Consider the following 18,948-nt stretch of genomic DNA (forward strand, 5'->3'; position numbering starts at 1 on the left):
AGAAAAGGGGATTATATTCTATGAAAAAATTATTCGGAATTATTTTAGTATTGGCTTTAACGATTGCCTTAGCTGCATGTGGTGGAGGTAAAGATAAGGAAAAAACTATCACAGTAGGTGCATCTCCAGCACCACACGCTGAAATTTTAGAAAAAGCAAAACCATTATTGAAGAAAAAAGGTTATGATTTAAAAATCAAACCAATTAACGATTACACAACGCCTAATAAATTATTAGACAAAGGTGAAATCGATGCGAACTTCTTCCAACATACACCATATTTAAATACTGAAAGTAAAGAAAAAGGGTATAAAATTGAATCGGCTGGGAATGTTGAATTAGAACCTATGGCTGTATACTCAAAAAAATATAAAAGCTTAAAAGATCTACCTAAAGGTGCAACAGTATATGTATCAAATAACCCAGCTGAACAAGGTCGTTTCTTAAAATTCTTTGTAGATGAAGGTCTTATTAAACTTAAAAAAGGCGTTAAAATTGAAAATGCTAAATTTGATGACATAACTGAAAACAAAAAAGATATTAAATTTAACAACAAACAATCAGCAGAATATTTACCAAAAATCTATCAAAATCAAGACGCTGACGCAGTAATCATTAATTCTAACTATGCGATTGACCAAAAATTAAGTCCTAAAAAAGATTCGATTGCTTTAGAATCTCCTAAAGATAACCCATATGCAAATTTAATTGCAGTTAAAAAAGGTCATAAAAATGATAAAAATATCAAAGTATTAATGGAAGTGCTACAATCTAAAGAAATTCAAGATTATATTAAAGATAAGTATGATGGAGCTGTCGTACCTGCTAAGTAAATAGCAAACAATTAATAATATTTAATCGTTTGTCACATGATTATACAAAAACACGTAGATGATTTAATATAAAATCATTTACGTGTTTTTTGCTATTGAACCTTTAATTTTTAACTCACTTTTGTTAGACATTTTAACTTCCATAAACATTTTTCTGTGATTATAGTTATCTAACAATGACTATTATTCACTAGCCATATTTTTAGAATAGGAAGCTTTGTAAGAGGTAAAGCCAATGGTCTTTATACGCACAACATATCTATAATTATTTAAATATTATCACGGTATAAAATACCAACACTTACACCGCTATATCCCATTTGGTAATCAAATTTGATAATTTCAATTTGTGGATGTGATTTTAAAAATTGATTTACTTTTTTTATCTAACCCTTTTTCAGTAATCGCTTTAATAGTAATAAATTTCATAAAATATACCAACCCAACTTATAATTATTTTATATTCAATATACTATAATCTACTGTAAATTTATAGTTTCTTTCGTAAAATCATCTGTATGTGAAAAAAATTCATAAAAGATGTTTAGCTCATAAATAAGAGGGTAACAATATTAATAAGTTAAGCATAAGGAGGAATTTTAAATGGCTGAAGATAAATTTGAACAAGCTAAAGGTAATATTAAAGAAACAGTAGGTAATGCTACTGATAATAAAGAATTAGAAAAAGATGGTAAAGGTGACAAAGCTTCTGGTAAAGCAAAAGAAGCTGTAGAAAACGTTAAAGAAAAAGCAAATGACGTTATTGATAAATTTAAAGGTAATAAAGGTGACTAATAATAGTCCTTATAATTTAGCCCTCATGTACTCTAAGGTATATGAGGGCTTGTTTGTGTATATATCAAAATGATGCTTCATTTTTTGCTGTAATTTTACCAAGAACATAGCTTACTAAGAAGCCAGTGACCAATAGGAAAAATGATATGATCCATTGGATTAAGTCTTTCGGGAATCCAGGAAAAACTGCATACAACGATCCAATCACAAAGCCTATTATCAAAGCAAAGGTCATTGTAGGGTGTTGATGTAGACAATATTGAATTAATCGACTTGAAATCATAAATCCAGTGACAATACCGAAACCTACTATTAATATGATAGGTAATGCATTTAAATTAAAATGAAGTAGTTCAGAGATGGCATACATTAGCGTCCCATATACTCCGAAGACAAGTAACATAAATGATCCAGAAATGCCCGGTAATAACATAGCACTTGAAGCGAAAACACCTGCGATAAAATATTTAATGATAAGACTGAAAGATAAAGTAAGTGTTTCACCTGTATGCTTGTCCCCATTATTAAGCAATGCGAAAACGACTATAATAGCAATACCTAATAATAGAATAGAATAATGTATTATACTGAAATTTTTTTTGAAATTAGAGACGGTTAATAAATAAGGGATGATACCGAGAATCAAACCTGTAAAAAATAACATAGTAGGAATATGATGTTGACTAAGCAAATAATTAAATAATTGACTTAATAGTCCTATAGCTATTAGCATTCCTATTAAAATAGGTAGTAAAAATTTTAAGCTAGGCCAAAATCGTCTTGAAAACAAACCACTAATTGAGCTAATAAAGTCTTCATAAATTCCAAGTAATAAAGCGATAGTCCCTCCACTTACACCTGGGACGAGATCACTTGTGCCCATACCAAAACCTTTAAATATATTTATCCATTTGAATTTTTTCATAATAAACTCCTTTCAAGAAAATTTTAAAGGTTAAAGTGCATAATATCACATTATTTGAACTTCTTGGGATATTTTTCTTTTTGTCTAAAGATTGGCTATTGAGAAAGTGAGCTTGCCATTATCATTTAAAAAATTTCAGAACGATTACATAAAAATAATTATTGTTAAATAATAAATCTAAATAAGTGTTTTAAAAAGTTTATATTAGCGACTAAGTACGTTATAATGAAGTGGATTGAAATTCAATGAGTCTTTTTGACTATAGATTAAAATTATTATAAACTAGTTAAGAAAACTTTATATTTTACGGAGGGAATATAAATGTCATCAACATTAGAGATTAAGGACCTACATGTGTCTATCGAGGATAAAGAAATTTTAAAAGGTGTTAACTTAACAATTAATACTGGTGAAATACACGCAATTATGGGACCTAATGGTACTGGTAAATCAACATTATCGTCAGCAATTATGGGACATCCAAGTTATGAAGTTACACAAGGTGAAGTATTATTAGATGGCGTTAATATTTTAGAGTTAGACGTTGATGAGAGAGCTAAAGCAGGTTTATTTTTAGCTATGCAATACCCATCAGAAATTACAGGGGTAACAAACGCAGATTTTATGCGCTCAGCAATCAATGCGAAACGTGAAGAGGGACAAGAAATTAATTTAATGCAGTTCATCAAGAAATTGGATAAACAAATGGACTTTTTAGATATCGATAAAGATATGGCTCAACGTTATTTAAATGAAGGTTTCTCTGGTGGAGAGAAAAAACGAAATGAGATTTTACAATTAATGATGTTAGAACCGAAATTCGCTATTTTAGATGAAATTGACTCTGGTTTGGATATCGATGCTTTAAAAGTGGTTTCTAAAGGTATTAATCAAATGCGTGGTGAAGAGTTTGGTGCATTAATGATTACGCACTATCAACGACTTTTAAATTATATTACACCAGATCAAGTACATGTGATGTATGGTGGTAAAGTTGTGAAATCTGGAGGCCCAGAATTAGCTAAACGTCTTGAAGAAGAAGGCTATGAATGGGTTAAAGAAGAATTTGGTGCTGCTGAATAGTCATATTCCAAAATTAGCATTGAGATGTTCACATAAAATGATGAAACTGAACATTCGAAGTAAAATTTATTTCATCAAGTAGGAGGAAAAAGTGATGACAACTAAAACTTTGAACATTTCTGAAGAACAACTTGTTGATTATTCTAAAGCGCACAATGAACCTTCTTGGATGACAGAGTTACGTAAAAAAGCGTTGAAATTAACAGAAACTTTAGAAATGCCAAAACCTGATAAAACGAAATTAAGAAAATGGGATTTTGATACGTTTAAACAACACCATACAACAGGAGATTCATACCATCAATTAACTGATTTACCAAAATCTGTTAAAGAAATCATTGATGTTGAAAACTCAGAAAATTTAATCATTCAACATAATAATGATTTGGCATATACACAGGTATCAGATCAAGCTAAAAATGATGGTGTGATTATTGAAGGTCTATCTGAAGCACTAGTCAATCATAGTGATTTAGTTCAAAAGTACTTTATGACTAAAGCAGTAAATGTTGATGAACATCGTTTAACAGCATTACATACTGCATTAGTGAACGGTGGTATTTTTGTTTATGTACCTAAAAATACTGTTGTAGAACATCCGATACAGTATGTTGTTTTACATGATGATGAACAAGCGAGCTTTTACAATCACGTCATCATTGTTACAGAAGAAAGTGCAGAGGTTACCTATGTAGAGAACTATCTTTCTACTACTAGTGGTGAAGATAACCAACTTAATATTGTGTCAGAGGTTATCGCTGGCGCAAACTCTAACGTCACATATGGTTCAGTTGATTATTTAGATAAAGGATTTACAGGTCATATCATTCGTCGTGGTTCTGCAGATGCAGATGCTTCTATCAATTGGGCATTAGGATTGATGAATGAAGGTAGCCAAATTATAGATAATACTACAAATCTTAACGGTGATCGTTCAACAAGTGCATTGAAATCAGTTGTTGTTGGTACAGGTGATCAAAAAATAAATTTAACTTCCAAAATTGTTCAATACGGTAAAGAAACAGACGGGTATATATTGAAACATGGTGTTATGAAAGAAAATGCATCTTCTGTATTTAATGGAATTGGCTACATTAAACATGGTGGTACAAAATCTATTGCGAACCAAGAGTCACGTGTTTTGATGTTATCTGAAAATGCACGTGGTGATGCTAATCCTATTCTTTTAATAGACGAAGATGATGTTGAAGCAGGACATGCAGCTTCAGTTGGTCGTGTCGATCCTGAGCAATTATACTATTTAATGAGCCGTGGTATTTCAAGAGCTGAAGCAGAGCGTTTAGTTATACATGGTTTCTTAGACCCAGTAGTACGTGAATTACCGATTGACGATGTAAAACGTCAACTAAGAGAAGTAATTGAGCGTAAAGTTTCAAAATAAAGTCAAAGATTAATTCAATTGATACCTCCTAGAGGGGAAACTCATATATAGAAAGGTCGTGACTATAATGGCCGAACATTCTCTTGATGTTAAGGCAGTCATTAAAGACTTTCCGATACTTGAGCAAAAGGTAAATAATAAACGTTTAGCATACCTTGATTCAACTGCGACTAGTCAAACACCTGTACAAGTTTTAAATGTACTAGATGATTATTACAAGCGTTATAATTCTAATGTTCATCGTGGTGTACACACATTGGGGTCATTAGCTACAGATGGCTATGAAAATGCGAGAGAAACAGTAAGACGTTTTATCAATGCGAAGTACTTTGAAGAAATTATTTTCACTCGAGGAACAACTGCATCAATAAATATCGTAGCACATAGTTATGGTGATGCTCATATTAGTGAGGGTGACGAAATTGTTGTAACAGAAATGGAACATCATGCTAATATTGTTCCATGGCAACAATTAGCTAAACGTAAGAATGCAACACTAAAATTTATTCCTATGACAAAAGATGGTGAATTGCAATTAGATGATATAAAAGCAACCATCAATGATAAAACTAAAATTGTTGCTATCGCTCACGTTTCCAACGTTTTAGGAACAATTAATGATGTTAAAACTATCGCTAAAATTGCACACGAACATGGTGCAGTTATAAGTGTGGATGGTGCGCAATCAGCTCCACACATGGCTTTAGATATGCAAGATATTGATGCTGATTTTTATAGTTTTAGTGGACATAAAATGTTAGGTCCTACTGGCATTGGAGTCTTATATGGAAAAAGAGAATTATTACAAAATATGGAACCCGTTGAATTTGGTGGAGATATGATAGACTTCGTAAGTAAATATGACGCCACGTGGGCTGACCTACCAACTAAATTTGAGGCTGGTACACCACTTATTGCTCAAGCAATAGGTCTAGCAGAAGCTATACGTTATATTGAGAATTTAAGTTTTAATGCGATTCATCAACATGAAAAAGAATTGACAGAATATGCATATGAACAAATGTTAAGTATAGATGGTCTTGAAATTTACGGTCCACCAAAAGATAGACGTGCAGGGGTCATTACTTTTAATTTAGAAGATATACATCCACATGATGTAGCTACAGCCGTTGATACAGAAGGTGTTGCAGTTCGTGCAGGCCATCATTGTGCGCAACCTTTGATGAAATGGTTGGGTGTCTCTTCAACAGCACGTGCAAGTTTTTACGTTTATAATACGAAAGAAGATGTAGATCAATTAGTTCAAGCATTGAAACAAACGAAGGAGTTTTTCTCTTATGAATTTTAATAATTTGGATCAATTATATCGATCTGTAATTATGGATCATTACAAAAACCCTAGAAACAAAGGTGTCTTAGACAATGGCTCAATGACTGTTGATATGAATAATCCTACATGTGGTGATCGCATACGTTTGACATTTGATATTGAAGACGGAATCATTAACGATGCTAAGTTTGAAGGTGAAGGATGTTCAATTTCAATGTCTAGTGCATCTATGATGACTGAAGCAGTTAAAGGTCATTCACTTGGTGAAGCAATGCAAATGAGCCAAGAATTTACTAAAATGATGCTCGGTGAAGACTACGAGATTACTGAAGAAATGGGAGATATTGAGGCACTTCAAGGTGTCTCACAATTCCCAGCTCGAATTAAATGTGCAACGCTTGCATGGAAAGCATTAGAAAAAGGGACAGTCGAAAAAGAAGGTAAATCAGAAGGTACAACTGAAGAAGATTAAAACTAATACATTATAATACCTTTTGATGATGTAAATATATTGTTATACTGAATCAACATCCTCATATGTTTAATTCAGTGATTGTATTACATCATAAAAGTTTAAATCATAATGATAGAGCATAACAAAATAGAGTAAACATAAATATAAATAAATTTTTTATACGCATGCCGTTTATTAATTATAAAATCAAGGAGTGATTAAAATGGCAAAACAAGCACCTGATGTTGGGGATTATAAATACGGATTCCATGACGAAGATATTTCCATTTTTAGATCAGAGCGTGGTTTAACGGAAAATATAGTAACAGAAATCTCTAAAATGAAAGAAGAGCCACAATGGATGTTAGATTTCCGTTTGAAAGCATTGAAATTATTCTATAAAATGCCAATGCCACAATGGGGTGGAGATTTATCTGAATTAGATTTTGATGATATTACGTATTATGTTAAACCTTCTGAACATACTGAACGTTCATGGGATGAAGTGCCTGAAGAAATCAAACGTACTTTTGATAAATTAGGTATTCCAGAAGCTGAGCAGAAATACTTAGCTGGAGTTTCTGCTCAATATGAATCAGAAGTTGTTTATCATAATATGGAGAAAGAATTGGAAGAAAAGGGTATTATTTTCAAAGATACTGATAGTGCATTACGTGAAAATGAAGAGTTATTCAGAGAATATTTTGCGTCTGTAGTACCTGCTGCAGATAATAAATTTGCTGCATTAAATTCAGCAGTATGGTCTGGTGGTTCATTCATTTATGTTCCTAAGAATGTTAAATTAGATACACCACTACAAGCATATTTCCGTATTAACTCTGAGAATATGGGACAATTCGAACGTACATTAATTATTGCTGATGAAGGTGCATCAGTAAACTATGTAGAAGGTTGTACTGCACCTGTATACTCCACAAGTTCACTACATTCGGCAGTTGTTGAAATTATTGTACACAAAGATGCACATGTAAGATATACTACTATCCAAAACTGGGCCAACAACGTATATAATTTAGTAACTAAACGTACCTTTGTACATGAGAATGGTAATATGGAATGGGTAGATGGAAACTTAGGTTCTAAGTTGACGATGAAATATCCTAACTGTGTACTTTTAGGTGAGGGTGCTAAAGGTAGCACGCTATCCATTGCATTTGCTGGTAAAGGCCAAGTTCAAGATGCTGGTGCTAAAATGATTCATAAAGCACCTAATACATCTTCAACTATTGTTTCTAAATCTATCTCCAAAAATGGCGGTAAAGTCATTTATCGTGGTATCGTTCATTTTGGACGTAAAGCTAAGGGTGCACGTTCAAACATCGAATGTGATACATTAATTTTAGATAATGAATCAACTTCAGATACTATCCCTTATAATGAAGTGTTCAATGACAATATTTCTCTAGAACATGAAGCTAAAGTTTCTAAAGTATCAGAAGAGCAATTATTCTATCTTATGAGTCGTGGTATTTCTGAGGAAGAAGCGACAGAAATGATTGTTATGGGATTCATTGAACCGTTCACTAAAGAATTACCAATGGAATACGCAGTAGAAATGAACCGTTTAATTAAGTTTGAAATGGAAGGCTCAATTGGTTAATACTAAATCAACTATAATATGATTAACAACCAACGAATCGTTTGTGATTCGCTGGTTGTTTTATTTTTATGTCAAACTCAGTTGGTGGCATTGAAAAAATTAAATAGAAGTTAATACCTTATCCGCTTATTTCAAATTAGTTAATTTAGAAAAGTGAACATAATTCTTTTTACGAGTTCCATAATTTATTTAAGCTTTTTAAACAATATAATTATGATATTTCTTTTGATTTTATGATAAATAGTTGAAAGCAAACGGTTTAACTGATTCGTAAAAACTCTAAAAGAATAATTTTCTTTTCTAATAATACTTTATACTTGCATGAGTAGTTAATTTATGATTGTTTTAGCTCATATTGGCTCTAATATTTATTTTTATTGGTTAATAACATCTTATATAAGAGTATCAATCATGAGTCTTTTTTATGAAATTTTTTTTAGTATCTCATTTAATATTTCAATTCATTAAATAAAATGGATTCTACTGTAAAAACATTGAAGATATTACAGAAACACTAGCTATTGCAAATAATGAAGTTAATGGTAAAGATTTGAATAAGCATATCAAAATTACTTTGGGTGACTTCAAAGATTTTCAAGCTAAACATGATTTGGATGATGCAAATTTATTGGATATGATTGCACCTGTAGATACTATGGTTTCAAAAGAAGTGAAAGGTATACCGGGTGATTGCTCACTAATAGCAGGAAACTCGGTCTTATAAAGCAGTTATACACTGCTTATTCGAAAACTAAACAATTCGTTCAGTTGAAAAAAGAATTAGATGGATATAGCGATGCTTTATAGGGTGGTGGTAAAGCTACTACATTCCTGATAACTAAAAAAGATATTAAGATGAGTAATAAAATTATCAATACAATGAAAAAGTTAGAAAAGATTATAGATAACCCACATGAAAAATTGACGCTTGACCAATACGAGAGTATGTCAGTAAATATTCAATTATCCAGGGTCAAGTCGTACATATCAATAGTTGTCTTGATCATGTTATTTCTAGCATATATATTTATAAGAGTGCCAGAAATTAAAAGTAAAGAATTGCAAGGAATAGAAACTATTATCATAATTGTTATGCTAGTCTCTATTGCTTACTTTATCATCGATTTCATTTTATGGATTAAAAGGAAAAATTTTCTTTAAGAACTATTAAACCACTTTTTATCATTGTGTTATTTAACATTTTAATGATAATTACGACATGAATTTCATTTTACAATATATTTAGCTGATTTTTACTTCTTATATTTTTACAAAGTATTTAAAGTGGTAGTTTTTAGAAGTCTGAACTCTTTACTTCAATAAATGAAATGAATTATCATAGCTAATCGTTTAATTTTTAACAAAAGGAATAGTTAAGTTACTGATATACTTTACGAGAGTAAGCCACGATAAACTATAAAAATGTTTTACATTAGTTCTTTCATATTCGTGCGTTGTGGTAATCCAATATGAATGATAAGTTTGATAACTCATTTCTCGGGAAATAGTGTATTAATAAGGACTAAATCTTAAGGAGAAATGCATCATGATTATTGCAATTATACTATTAATATTTGTTTCATTTTTCTTTTCAGGTAGTGAGACAGCATTAACAGCCGCGAATCGCACTAAGTTTCAAACTGAAGCTAAAAAGGGTGATCGTAAAGCGCAAGGTTTAACAAAGTTATTAGATAAACCAAGTGAGTTTATCACTGCTATATTAATCGGTAACAATGTAGCGAATATTATTTTACCTACACTCGTGACAATCTTAGCGATTGATATTGGAGTGAACGTGGGAATAGCATCAGCAATTGTAACAATTGTGATTATACTTATTTCTGAAGTGATTCCTAAATCAATTGCTGCAACATTTCCTGATAAAATTTCAAAACTTGTGTATCCTATCATTCATATATGTGTCATTGTACTCAAGCCCATTACAATTTTATTAAACAAGATGACAGATGGTATTAATCATTTACTATCTCGAGGCCAACCTGTTGAAAAAAGATTTTCTAAAGAAGAAATTCGCACATTATTAAATATTGCGGGTAGAGAAGGTGCATTTAATGAGATAGAAAATACTCGACTTCAAAACGTTATGGACTTTGAACAATTGAAAGTTAAGGATGTTGATACTACGCCCCGTATTAATGTTGTAGCTTTTTCAAAGGATGTAAAATATGACGAAGCTTATGATACAGTGATGAATAATCCATATACTAGATATCCAGTATATGATGAAGATATAGATGATATCATCGGTGTATTCCACTCAAAATATTTATTAGCTTGGAGTAAACATAAAGAGGACGCAATTACAAATTATGCATCAAGCCCTTTATTTGTAAATGAACATAATAGGGCAGAATGGGTATTGCGTAAAATGACCGTTTCACGAAAACATCTAGCGATTGTATTAGATGAATATGGCGGTACGGATGCTATTGTATCGCACGAAGATTTAATAGAAGAGCTACTTGGTATGGATATTGAGGATGAAATGGATCGTGAAGAAGAAAATAAATTAAAACATCAAAAATTTCCGCAAAGCATGATGCATCGTTAATTTTGTTGTAAAAATGATAGTGGCTATGAATGTCAAACAAGTTGCGGGGCAATTAAGATGTTGTATAATTTAGCTGTGATATAAATTGTAAAGATAGAAAACCTGGGACATGATACAATGTTCCAGGTGTTTTTTTATTTTAGTAGGCAATAATAGAATGAAAAACTCGATAAATATAATTTTTATTAACCTTAGTTTTTATTGCTAAGGTTATACAAGATATTTGAAAGTGGTTGTATCTTCCTCTTACCATAAGAGGTGTTTTTGTTTAACTTTCAGATATGTGTATATTAAAGAATATGTAAATTTAATTTAACTCAAGTGAATCAATGAATTGTAATGTGGTATCATGTTGTTGGTGATAAATATGATAGAAATAGGTCTTACTGGTTGGGGTGACCATGATACATTATATGAGGATTTAGAGCGTAAAACAGATAAGTTAAAAACTTATGCTAGTCATTTCCCGATAGTAGAATTGGATGCTTCGTATTATGCGATACAGCCAGAACGAAATATAATTAAATGGATAAATGAAACGCCGAATAGATTTCAATTCGTCGTTAAAATTCATCAAGCATTAACATTACATGCTGACTATAGAGATTATGCAGAGTCGAGAGATGTATTATTTAAACAGTTTAAAGAAATGATTAATCCGTTAAAAGAGCATAATAAATTGGCGATGGTGCTCGTACAATTCCCACCCTGGTTTGATTGTAACGTTCAAAATATAAATTACATCTTATATGTGAGAAAACAATTAAGTGATATTCCGATGAGCATTGAATTTAGACATCAATCATGGTTTGACAATCAATATAAAGAGCAAACTTTATCTTTCTTAACACAACATCAAATCATTCATGCAGTGGTAGATGAACCTCAAATTAAAGAGGGGAGCATTCCTTTAGTAAATAGGATTACTAGTGATATTGCTTTTGTACGTTATCATGGACGTAATCATTATGGTTGGACTAAAAAAGATATGACTGATCAAGAATGGCGAGATGTAAGATATTTATATGATTATAGCGAGGAAGAGTTAGCTGACTTGGCTCGTAAAGTCGAAATACTTAATCAAAAGGCTAAGAAAGTATACGTTATTTTTAATAATAATTCTGGCGGTCATGCAGCTAATAATGCTAAAAAGTATCAAAATATTTTAGACATTGATTATGAAGGTTTAGCACCACAACAATTAAAACTATTTTAAGAGGCGAATGTCATGTTATTAACAATTATTCTATTAATATTAATAGGGGGATTTTCAGCGATTTTAGGATCTATCGTTGGTATTGGTGGTGGAATCATCATCGTCCCCACACTTGTTTATTTAGGCGTAAACCATCATCTTCTACATGGTATTACGACGCAAATTGCAATAGGTACTTCTTCAGTTATTCTGATTGTTACTGGACTATCTTCCTCATTAGGATATTTAAAAACCAAACAAGTAGATATAAAAAACGGCTCGATATTTCTATTTGGGCTACTACCTGGATCTTTGGTTGGTTCTTTTTTAAGTAGATACCTTACACTTGATTCATTTAACTTATACTTTGGCGTGTTTATGATATTTGTGTCGATATTACTGATGATTCGTCACAAAATAAAACCTTTTAAAATTTTTGACAAACCTAAGTATGCGCGTACATATGTTGATGCTGAAGGGAAAACATACCGTTATAGTGTCCCTCCTCTGTTTGCTTTTATAACAACGTTATTTCTTGGGATATTAACAGGGCTGTTTGGCATAGGTGGAGGTGCATTGATGACCCCTCTTATGCTCATCGTCTTTAGATTTCCACCACATGTTGCAGTAGGCACAAGTATGATGATGATTTTCTTTTCAAGTGTGATGAGTTCGATAGGGCATATCCTTCAAGGACATGTGGCTTGGGGATATTCCATCATTCTCATTATTTCAAGTGTGATAGGTGCACAAATAGGTGTAAGGGTCAATCGATCTATGAAATCCGACACAGTTGTGATGTTATTGAGAACAGTAATGCTTATCATGGGGGTATATTTAATCATTAAATCTTTTATTTAAAAGTGAAGTAGTTATGCTTTGAGACTTTGTTCTTTAATGCTAAAGTACAATTAAGTATATAAATTTTAAAGAGGGGGATCATGTTATGGAATTAACAATATATCACACGAATGATATTCATAGTCATTTAAATGAATATGCTCGTATTCAAGCTTATATGGCAAAACATAGACCGCAACTTGAACATCCCTCACTCTATATAGATATAGGTGATCATGTTGATTTATCAGCACCTGTGACAGAAGCTACGGTAGGACATAAAAATATAGAACTTTTAAATGAAGCACATTGTGATATTGCAACCATTGGAAATAATGAAGGAATGACAATTTCTCATGATGCTTTACAAAATCTATATAACGATGCGAATTTTAAAGTGATTTGCACGAATGTCATAGATGAAGAGGGACATCTTCCACATCATATTGCCTCTTCGTATATCAAAGAAATAAAAGGAACGCGTATTTTATTTGTTGCAGCAACGGCGCCGTTCACACCTTTTTATCGAGCACTGGATTGGATTGTTACTGATCCACTAGCGGCAATCAAAGATGAAATCAATGCACATCAAGGTGAATATGATCTTTTGATGGTTATGAGCCATGTCGGTATCTTTTTTGATGAAAAGTTATGCCAAGAGATTCCGGAAATAGATGTTATCTTTGGTAGTCATACACACCATCATTTTGAACATGGAGAAATAAATAATGGTGTTTTGATGGCAGCTGCAGGAAAATATGGCTATTATTTAGGTGAAGTTAATATCACGATTGAAAATGGAAAAATCGTTGATAAAATCGCCAAAATTCATCCTATTGAAACACTTCCTTTAGTCGAGACACATTTTGAAGAACAAGGAAGAGCACTTCTAAGTAAACCAGTAGTTAATCATCATGTGAACTTAGTCAAAAGAACAGATGTTATTACTAGAACATCCTATTTACTGGCTGAGAGTGTATATGAGTTTTCAAGCGCTGATTGTGCAATCGTAAATGCTGGACTTATAGTAAAAGGCATTGAAGCTGATAAAGTGACGGAATATGATATACATCGCATGTTACCCCATCCAATCAATATTGTAAGGGTTCGATTAACTGGCAAACAATTAAAGCAAGTGATTCAAAAAAGCCAAAAGCAAGAATATATGCACGAACATGCACAAGGTCTTGGTTTTAGAGGGGATATCTTTGGAGGATATATTTTATATAATCTTGGCTTTATTGAGTCAGAAGAGCGTTATTTTATAGGCGATGAAGAGATTCAAAATGATAAACAATATACGTTAGGTACTGTTGATATGTATACTTTTGGAAGATATTTCCCACTGTTAAAGGGGTTATCTATAGATTATATTATGCCTGAATTTTTACGTGATATTTTTAAAGAGAAATTACTAAAATTATAAAAAAGCGTATATTGAATTTTAATTTAATGTTAATACCGATATGTTATAATAAACGAAGATATATTAAACAGGAGGGTATGCGTTGTTATGGCGACTAGAAATGAAGAAATTTTACGTAAACCGGATTGGTTAAAGATTAAGCTTAACACAAACGATAATTATACTGGTCTTAAGAAAATGATGCGTGAGAAAAATTTACACACAGTGTGTGAAGAAGCTAAATGTCCGAATATTCACGAATGTTGGGGTGCGCGTCGTACAGCTACATTTATGATTTTAGGGGCAGTATGTACAAGAGCATGTCGATTCTGCGCAGTAAAAACGGGTTTGCCTAATGAATTAGATTTAAATGAACCAGAACGAGTTGCAGAATCAGTAGAATTAATGAATTTAAAACATGTTGTAATTACTGCTGTTGCACGTGATGATTTAAGAGATCAAGGTTCAAATGTGTATGCAGAAACAGTACGCAAAGTAAGAGAAAGAAATCCATTTACAACAATAGAAATTTTACCATCTGACATGGGTGGCGATTATGAAGCCCTTGAAACATTAATGGCTTCTAGACCAGACATTCTTAATCACAACATTGAAACGGTTCGTCGCTTAACACCAAGAGTTAGAGCTCGAGCAACTTACGATAGAACTTTACAATTTTTACGTCGTTCTAAAGAATTGCAACCTGATATTCCAACAAAATCTAGTTTGATGGTTGGTCTAGGTGAAACGATGGAAGAAATTTATGAAACGATGGATGATTTACGCGCTAATGATGTTGATATCTTAACTATAGGTCAATATTTACAACCGTCTCGAAAACATTTGAAAGTTGAGAAATATTATACGCCATTAGAATTTGGTAAAATGAGAAAGATTGCAATGGAAAAAGGATTTAAACATTGTCAAGCAGGACCTTTAGTAAGAAGTTCGTATCATGCTGATGAACAAGTGAATGAAGCGGCTAAAGAGAAACAACGCCAAGGTGAAGAACAACTCAATTAAGTAATAATTTTTTAAACTATTAAAAATAGAGGCATAAGTGCCTCGCTTATCGAGTATCTATAATTTATGTGATACATAAAATTTCATTATATTTTTAATAAATGTGTGTATTGAAGATATCGGTAAGTGATTTATGGCATTTTTGATGCTTATTGCCTCTATTTCATTTTTTGTAAGGTGAAAATATGATTAAAGTCGACCAACAATATTTTGAATTGATAGAAGAATATAGAGAATGTTTTGATGAGGAAATATTTTCTGCTAGGTATTCGGATATATTAGATAAATATGATTATGTCGTAGGTGATTATGGTTACGATCAATTACGCTTAAAAGGATTTTATAAAGATAGTAATAAAAAGGCAGAAATAAGTAAACGGTTTTCAAGTATACAAGATTATATATTAGAATATTGTAATTTTGGTTGTCCTTATTTTGTTGTCAGACGTTTGTCACCAAATGAATTTATTGAAGAAATGGATGATAAAGAAGATATCATTGATAAATTACATGATGTTAAGATTCAACCTACTATTCAAGACACAGAAAAACATACCCGAGCTATAGATCAATAAAAGTCCACTAAGTTGAGAGCGTCATCTCAATTTAAGTGGACTTTTATAACATAACGCTTCTATTGAATAACCTCATTTAAATATTCAATAATTTCATCCGCTTCTTCCTTTGATACTCCTAATATATGAGAAATGTAACCTTCTTCTTCTATATCATCTGAACCTATAATGCCAAATTGATTAGTCTGCATATTTAAAACTAAAGTTTTACCGTAGTGTCTATCTGTTTGTACAAGCATTAAGTCGTAGCGACTATGCTCACCAACAAAGCCGACGAACCGTACTTGGCTTTGTTCTTCATCATCATATAAATACATATCTATCATATCTCTGACGCTCCTTTACATTGCGAAAACTATTATATTTAAGTATAACGACAAATGATGATGACTGCAAAACTATGGTATGATTAATTTATTAGATGTATGAAGAGGTGACAAGCGAATGTATTTCGTAGATAAAGATAAACTAACTCAGAAAATCACTTACTTACAAAAGCTCACTGAAGATTACAATGATAATAAAAGGAATCCATATGCTTTTGAACGAATTGGCCAAATGTTAATTGAATCTTCTGTAGATATCGGCAATATGATTATAGATGGGTTTATTTTAAGAGATCCTGGTAATTATAAAGATGTAATAGATATTTTAGAATTGGAAAATGTTATTTCAAAAGAAACACAATCACATATCAATCGAACTATTGATGTTAGAAAACAGTTTGCACATCACTATATCGATTTAAATATGAATAAAATTGAGCCGTTATTTGATGATGCACTACCATACTATAAGCAATTTATTCAAGAAGTAGGACAATTTTTAGAAAATGAAAATGTACCAATTACCGCATTTGGAAAAGGAGAGAATAACTAGTGAAACATTATCAGGCATACTTAATCGATTTAGATGGGACAATGTATAAAGGCACAGAGGAAATTGACGGTGCCGCACAATTTATAGATTATTTAAATAATAATCATATCCCTCATCTATATGTAACTAATAATTCTACAAAGACACCTGTTCAAGTTACTGAGAAATTACGTGAGATGCATATTGATGCTAAACCAGATGAAGTTGTAACGTCAGCATTGGCAACAGCGGATTATATCTCTGAACAGCATCCTAATGCAACTGTATATATGATTGGTGGCCATGGACTTAAAACTGCACTAACTGATGCAGGGCTTTCAATAAAAAACGATGAACATGTTGATTATGTAGTTATTGGTTTAGACGAAAAGGTCACATATGAAAAATTATCAATTGCAACATTAGCTGTACGTAATGGAGCTAAATTTATATCTACCAATCCAGATGTATCCATACCTAAAGAGAGAGGTTTTTTACCTGGTAATGGTGCTATTACGAGTGTGGTCAGCGTCTCTACCGGCATTCAGCCAGAGTTTATTGGTAAACCTGAAACAATTATAATGTCTAAGTCTTTAGATATACTTGGATTAGAAAAATCAGAAGTTGCAATGGTTGGTGATTTATATGACACAGACATTATGTCAGGTATTAACGTGGGTATTGATACGATACATGTTCAAACTGGTGTGAGTACGTATGAAGATATTCAATCTAAAGAAATACCGCCTACGTATTCATTTAAAGATTTAAATGTGGCTATTGCAGAATTAGAAAAATAAAATTATCATCTATCTGTTTTGAAATTAATAGAGGTGTGCATATGAATAAAATACTCGTAACACGTCAAATTCCACAACACTACGTTGAACAACTTAAAAAATAGGACAAGTTGTCATGTGGGAACACGATTTAACGCCCATGTCTAGAGAGTCATTTCTTGCTAACGTTGAAGATGCAACAGCATGTGTGATCACATTGAGTGAGCATATTGATGAAGAAGTATTTCTCAGGGCACAACAACTTAAAGTGATTGCTAATATGGCTGTAGGTTTTGATAATATTGATATTACATTAGCAAAGAAACATGGTGTAGTTGTTACTAATACACCTCACGTACTGACAGAGACAACTGCCGAACTAGGGTTTACATTGATGCTTACTGTAGCCCGTAGAATCATAGAAGCGACTTCATATATTCAAGAGGGTAAGTGGAAAAGTTGGGGACCATACTTATTATCAGGAAAAGATGTATACGGTGCAACTGTTGGTATTTTTGGAATGGGTGATATAGGAAAAGCGTTTGCACGTCGCTTACAAGGGTTTGATGCACGGATAATATATCACAACCGCAAACGTGATTTAATTGCTGAAAGTGAGTTAAATGCTACATATGTAACATTTAACTCTTTACTTGAACAAAGTGATTTTATTATTTGCACAGCACCTTTAACAAAGGAAACTGAGAATCAATTTGATAATCGAGCTTTTAATAAAATGAAAAATGATGCTGTCTTCATTAATATTGGAAGAGGTGCAATTGTAGATGAGGAAGCACTTTTAGAAGCATTAAAAAATCATGAGATACAAGCCTGTGGTTTAGATGTTATGCGTCAAGAACCTATTCAACCTGACCATCCAATACTGAAATTACCTAACGCTGTGGTGTTACCTCACATAGGAAGTTCATCTCAAGTCACTAGAAATCGAATGGTACAACTTTGTATAGATAATATTAAAGCAGTATTAAATAATGATGCACCACTAACCCCTGTAACCCCTTTACACATTTAAAATTTATTCACGTTAGTCATATTCCATCAATTGAATGTGATAACGTGAATTTTTTTATTTGATAAAACTAACAATTTTGTTATACCCACTGTAATTGTCTAATCATGGCTTTAGAATTAAAATAATGTTGTTCTTAAAAAGAGAGAACCATTTCTAATTGAGTCGTTGACATATGATTTGAATATGTAAAAATTTCAATACAATTTTAATGAAGACATAAAATTTGAATTGAATTATATTTGAAACAAAGATATAATGAATTGT

General features: G+C 32.0%; 18 protein-coding genes and 1 pseudogene. 17 read left to right on the plus strand and 2 right to left on the minus strand.

Annotation, left to right across the window (positions count from 1 at the left end; translation table 11 throughout):
* The first annotated feature begins 20 nt into the window (after window positions 1-20).
* Window positions 21-833: a MetQ/NlpA family ABC transporter substrate-binding protein gene (locus tag HMPREF2663_RS09905; protein WP_070846351.1), complete on the plus strand. Its 813-nt coding sequence runs from the start codon at window positions 21-23 to the stop codon at window positions 831-833.
* 603 nt (window positions 834-1,436) lie between these two features.
* Complete coding sequence (locus tag HMPREF2663_RS09915) at window positions 1,437-1,628, plus strand: CsbD family protein (RefSeq protein WP_001831967.1); 192 nt, start codon at window positions 1,437-1,439, stop codon at window positions 1,626-1,628.
* Window positions 1,629-1,692: 64 nt separating this feature from the next.
* Here the strand turns inward: HMPREF2663_RS09915 and HMPREF2663_RS09920 are convergent, their stop codons facing one another.
* A complete protein-coding gene (locus HMPREF2663_RS09920; RefSeq protein ID WP_070593320.1) occupies window positions 1,693-2,553 on the minus strand; it encodes a polyprenyl-phosphate transporter PopT in 861 nt (286 codons plus the stop codon).
* A 321-nt stretch (window positions 2,554-2,874) separates the two neighbouring features.
* Between HMPREF2663_RS09920 and sufC the strand changes: the two genes are divergently transcribed.
* From sufC to HMPREF2663_RS09980, 12 genes are all read left to right on the plus strand, one after another.
* A complete protein-coding gene (gene sufC, locus HMPREF2663_RS09925) occupies window positions 2,875-3,636 on the plus strand; it encodes a Fe-S cluster assembly ATPase SufC (RefSeq protein ID WP_002446016.1) in 762 nt (253 codons plus the stop codon).
* Between the two features lie 94 nt (window positions 3,637-3,730).
* Window positions 3,731-5,038, plus strand: coding sequence for a Fe-S cluster assembly protein SufD (gene sufD / locus HMPREF2663_RS09930; RefSeq protein WP_002446017.1), 1,308 nt, complete (start codon window positions 3,731-3,733; stop codon window positions 5,036-5,038).
* 67 nt (window positions 5,039-5,105) lie between these two features.
* The gene (locus tag HMPREF2663_RS09935) at window positions 5,106-6,347 is read left to right on the plus strand and encodes a cysteine desulfurase (RefSeq protein WP_070593318.1); all 1,242 of its coding nucleotides are present in this window, start codon (window positions 5,106-5,108) and stop codon (window positions 6,345-6,347) included.
* Entirely contained in the window at window positions 6,337-6,801 is a 465-nt protein-coding gene (gene sufU, locus HMPREF2663_RS09940) for a Fe-S cluster assembly sulfur transfer protein SufU (protein ID WP_001831954.1), read from the plus strand. The genes HMPREF2663_RS09935 and sufU overlap by 11 nt, the downstream gene beginning before the upstream one ends.
* A gap of 205 nt (window positions 6,802-7,006) precedes the next feature.
* A complete protein-coding gene (sufB, locus tag HMPREF2663_RS09945; protein ID WP_002446019.1) occupies window positions 7,007-8,404 on the plus strand; it encodes a Fe-S cluster assembly protein SufB in 1,398 nt (465 codons plus the stop codon).
* Between the two features lie 550 nt (window positions 8,405-8,954).
* On the plus strand, window positions 8,955-9,128 hold the full coding sequence (locus tag HMPREF2663_RS12915; RefSeq protein WP_002475038.1) for a hypothetical protein: 174 nt from the start codon (window positions 8,955-8,957) through the stop codon (window positions 9,126-9,128).
* Window positions 9,129-9,950: 822 nt separating this feature from the next.
* Window positions 9,951-10,976 carry a hemolysin family protein gene (locus HMPREF2663_RS09955; protein WP_002490748.1) on the plus strand — a complete coding sequence of 342 codons (1,026 nt, stop codon included), beginning with the start codon at window positions 9,951-9,953 and terminating at the stop codon, window positions 10,974-10,976.
* A gap of 367 nt (window positions 10,977-11,343) precedes the next feature.
* Window positions 11,344-12,192, plus strand: coding sequence for a DUF72 domain-containing protein (locus HMPREF2663_RS09960; RefSeq protein WP_002446022.1), 849 nt, complete (start codon window positions 11,344-11,346; stop codon window positions 12,190-12,192).
* 12 nt (window positions 12,193-12,204) lie between these two features.
* The gene (locus HMPREF2663_RS09965) at window positions 12,205-13,032 is read left to right on the plus strand and encodes a sulfite exporter TauE/SafE family protein (protein WP_070846353.1); all 828 of its coding nucleotides are present in this window, start codon (window positions 12,205-12,207) and stop codon (window positions 13,030-13,032) included.
* Window positions 13,033-13,117: 85 nt separating this feature from the next.
* A complete protein-coding gene (locus HMPREF2663_RS09970) occupies window positions 13,118-14,437 on the plus strand; it encodes a bifunctional metallophosphatase/5'-nucleotidase (RefSeq protein WP_070593312.1) in 1,320 nt (439 codons plus the stop codon).
* An 87-nt stretch (window positions 14,438-14,524) separates the two neighbouring features.
* Window positions 14,525-15,439: a lipoyl synthase gene (gene lipA, locus HMPREF2663_RS09975; protein ID WP_001831979.1), complete on the plus strand. Its 915-nt coding sequence runs from the start codon at window positions 14,525-14,527 to the stop codon at window positions 15,437-15,439.
* Between the two features lie 185 nt (window positions 15,440-15,624).
* Window positions 15,625-16,014, plus strand: a complete 390-nt coding sequence (locus HMPREF2663_RS09980) for a YutD family protein (protein WP_002446025.1) — start codon at window positions 15,625-15,627, stop codon at window positions 16,012-16,014.
* Window positions 16,015-16,073: 59 nt separating this feature from the next.
* Here HMPREF2663_RS09980 and HMPREF2663_RS09985 read toward each other — a convergent pair whose 3' ends face one another.
* Window positions 16,074-16,340, minus strand: coding sequence for a DUF3055 domain-containing protein (locus tag HMPREF2663_RS09985; protein WP_002490735.1), 267 nt, complete (start codon window positions 16,338-16,340; stop codon window positions 16,074-16,076).
* 118 nt (window positions 16,341-16,458) lie between these two features.
* Between HMPREF2663_RS09985 and HMPREF2663_RS09990 the strand changes: the two genes are divergently transcribed.
* The 3 genes and pseudogenes from HMPREF2663_RS09990 to HMPREF2663_RS10000 all read left to right on the plus strand — a co-directional run bounded on the left by HMPREF2663_RS09990 (window position 16,459) and on the right by HMPREF2663_RS10000 (window position 18,684).
* Window positions 16,459-16,893: a DUF86 domain-containing protein gene (locus tag HMPREF2663_RS09990; protein ID WP_002446026.1), complete on the plus strand. Its 435-nt coding sequence runs from the start codon at window positions 16,459-16,461 to the stop codon at window positions 16,891-16,893.
* Window positions 16,893-17,672: a TIGR01457 family HAD-type hydrolase gene (locus HMPREF2663_RS09995; protein WP_002446027.1), complete on the plus strand. Its 780-nt coding sequence runs from the start codon at window positions 16,893-16,895 to the stop codon at window positions 17,670-17,672. The genes HMPREF2663_RS09990 and HMPREF2663_RS09995 overlap by 1 nt, the downstream gene beginning before the upstream one ends.
* A 41-nt stretch (window positions 17,673-17,713) precedes the next feature.
* Window positions 17,714-18,684, plus strand: a pseudogene (locus tag HMPREF2663_RS10000) (2-hydroxyacid dehydrogenase).
* Window positions 18,685-18,948: the final 264 nt, after the last annotated feature.

The organism is Staphylococcus sp. HMSC077D08, assembly GCF_001837945.1.
GTDB classification, from domain to species: Bacteria; Bacillota; Bacilli; order Staphylococcales; family Staphylococcaceae; genus Staphylococcus; species Staphylococcus epidermidis.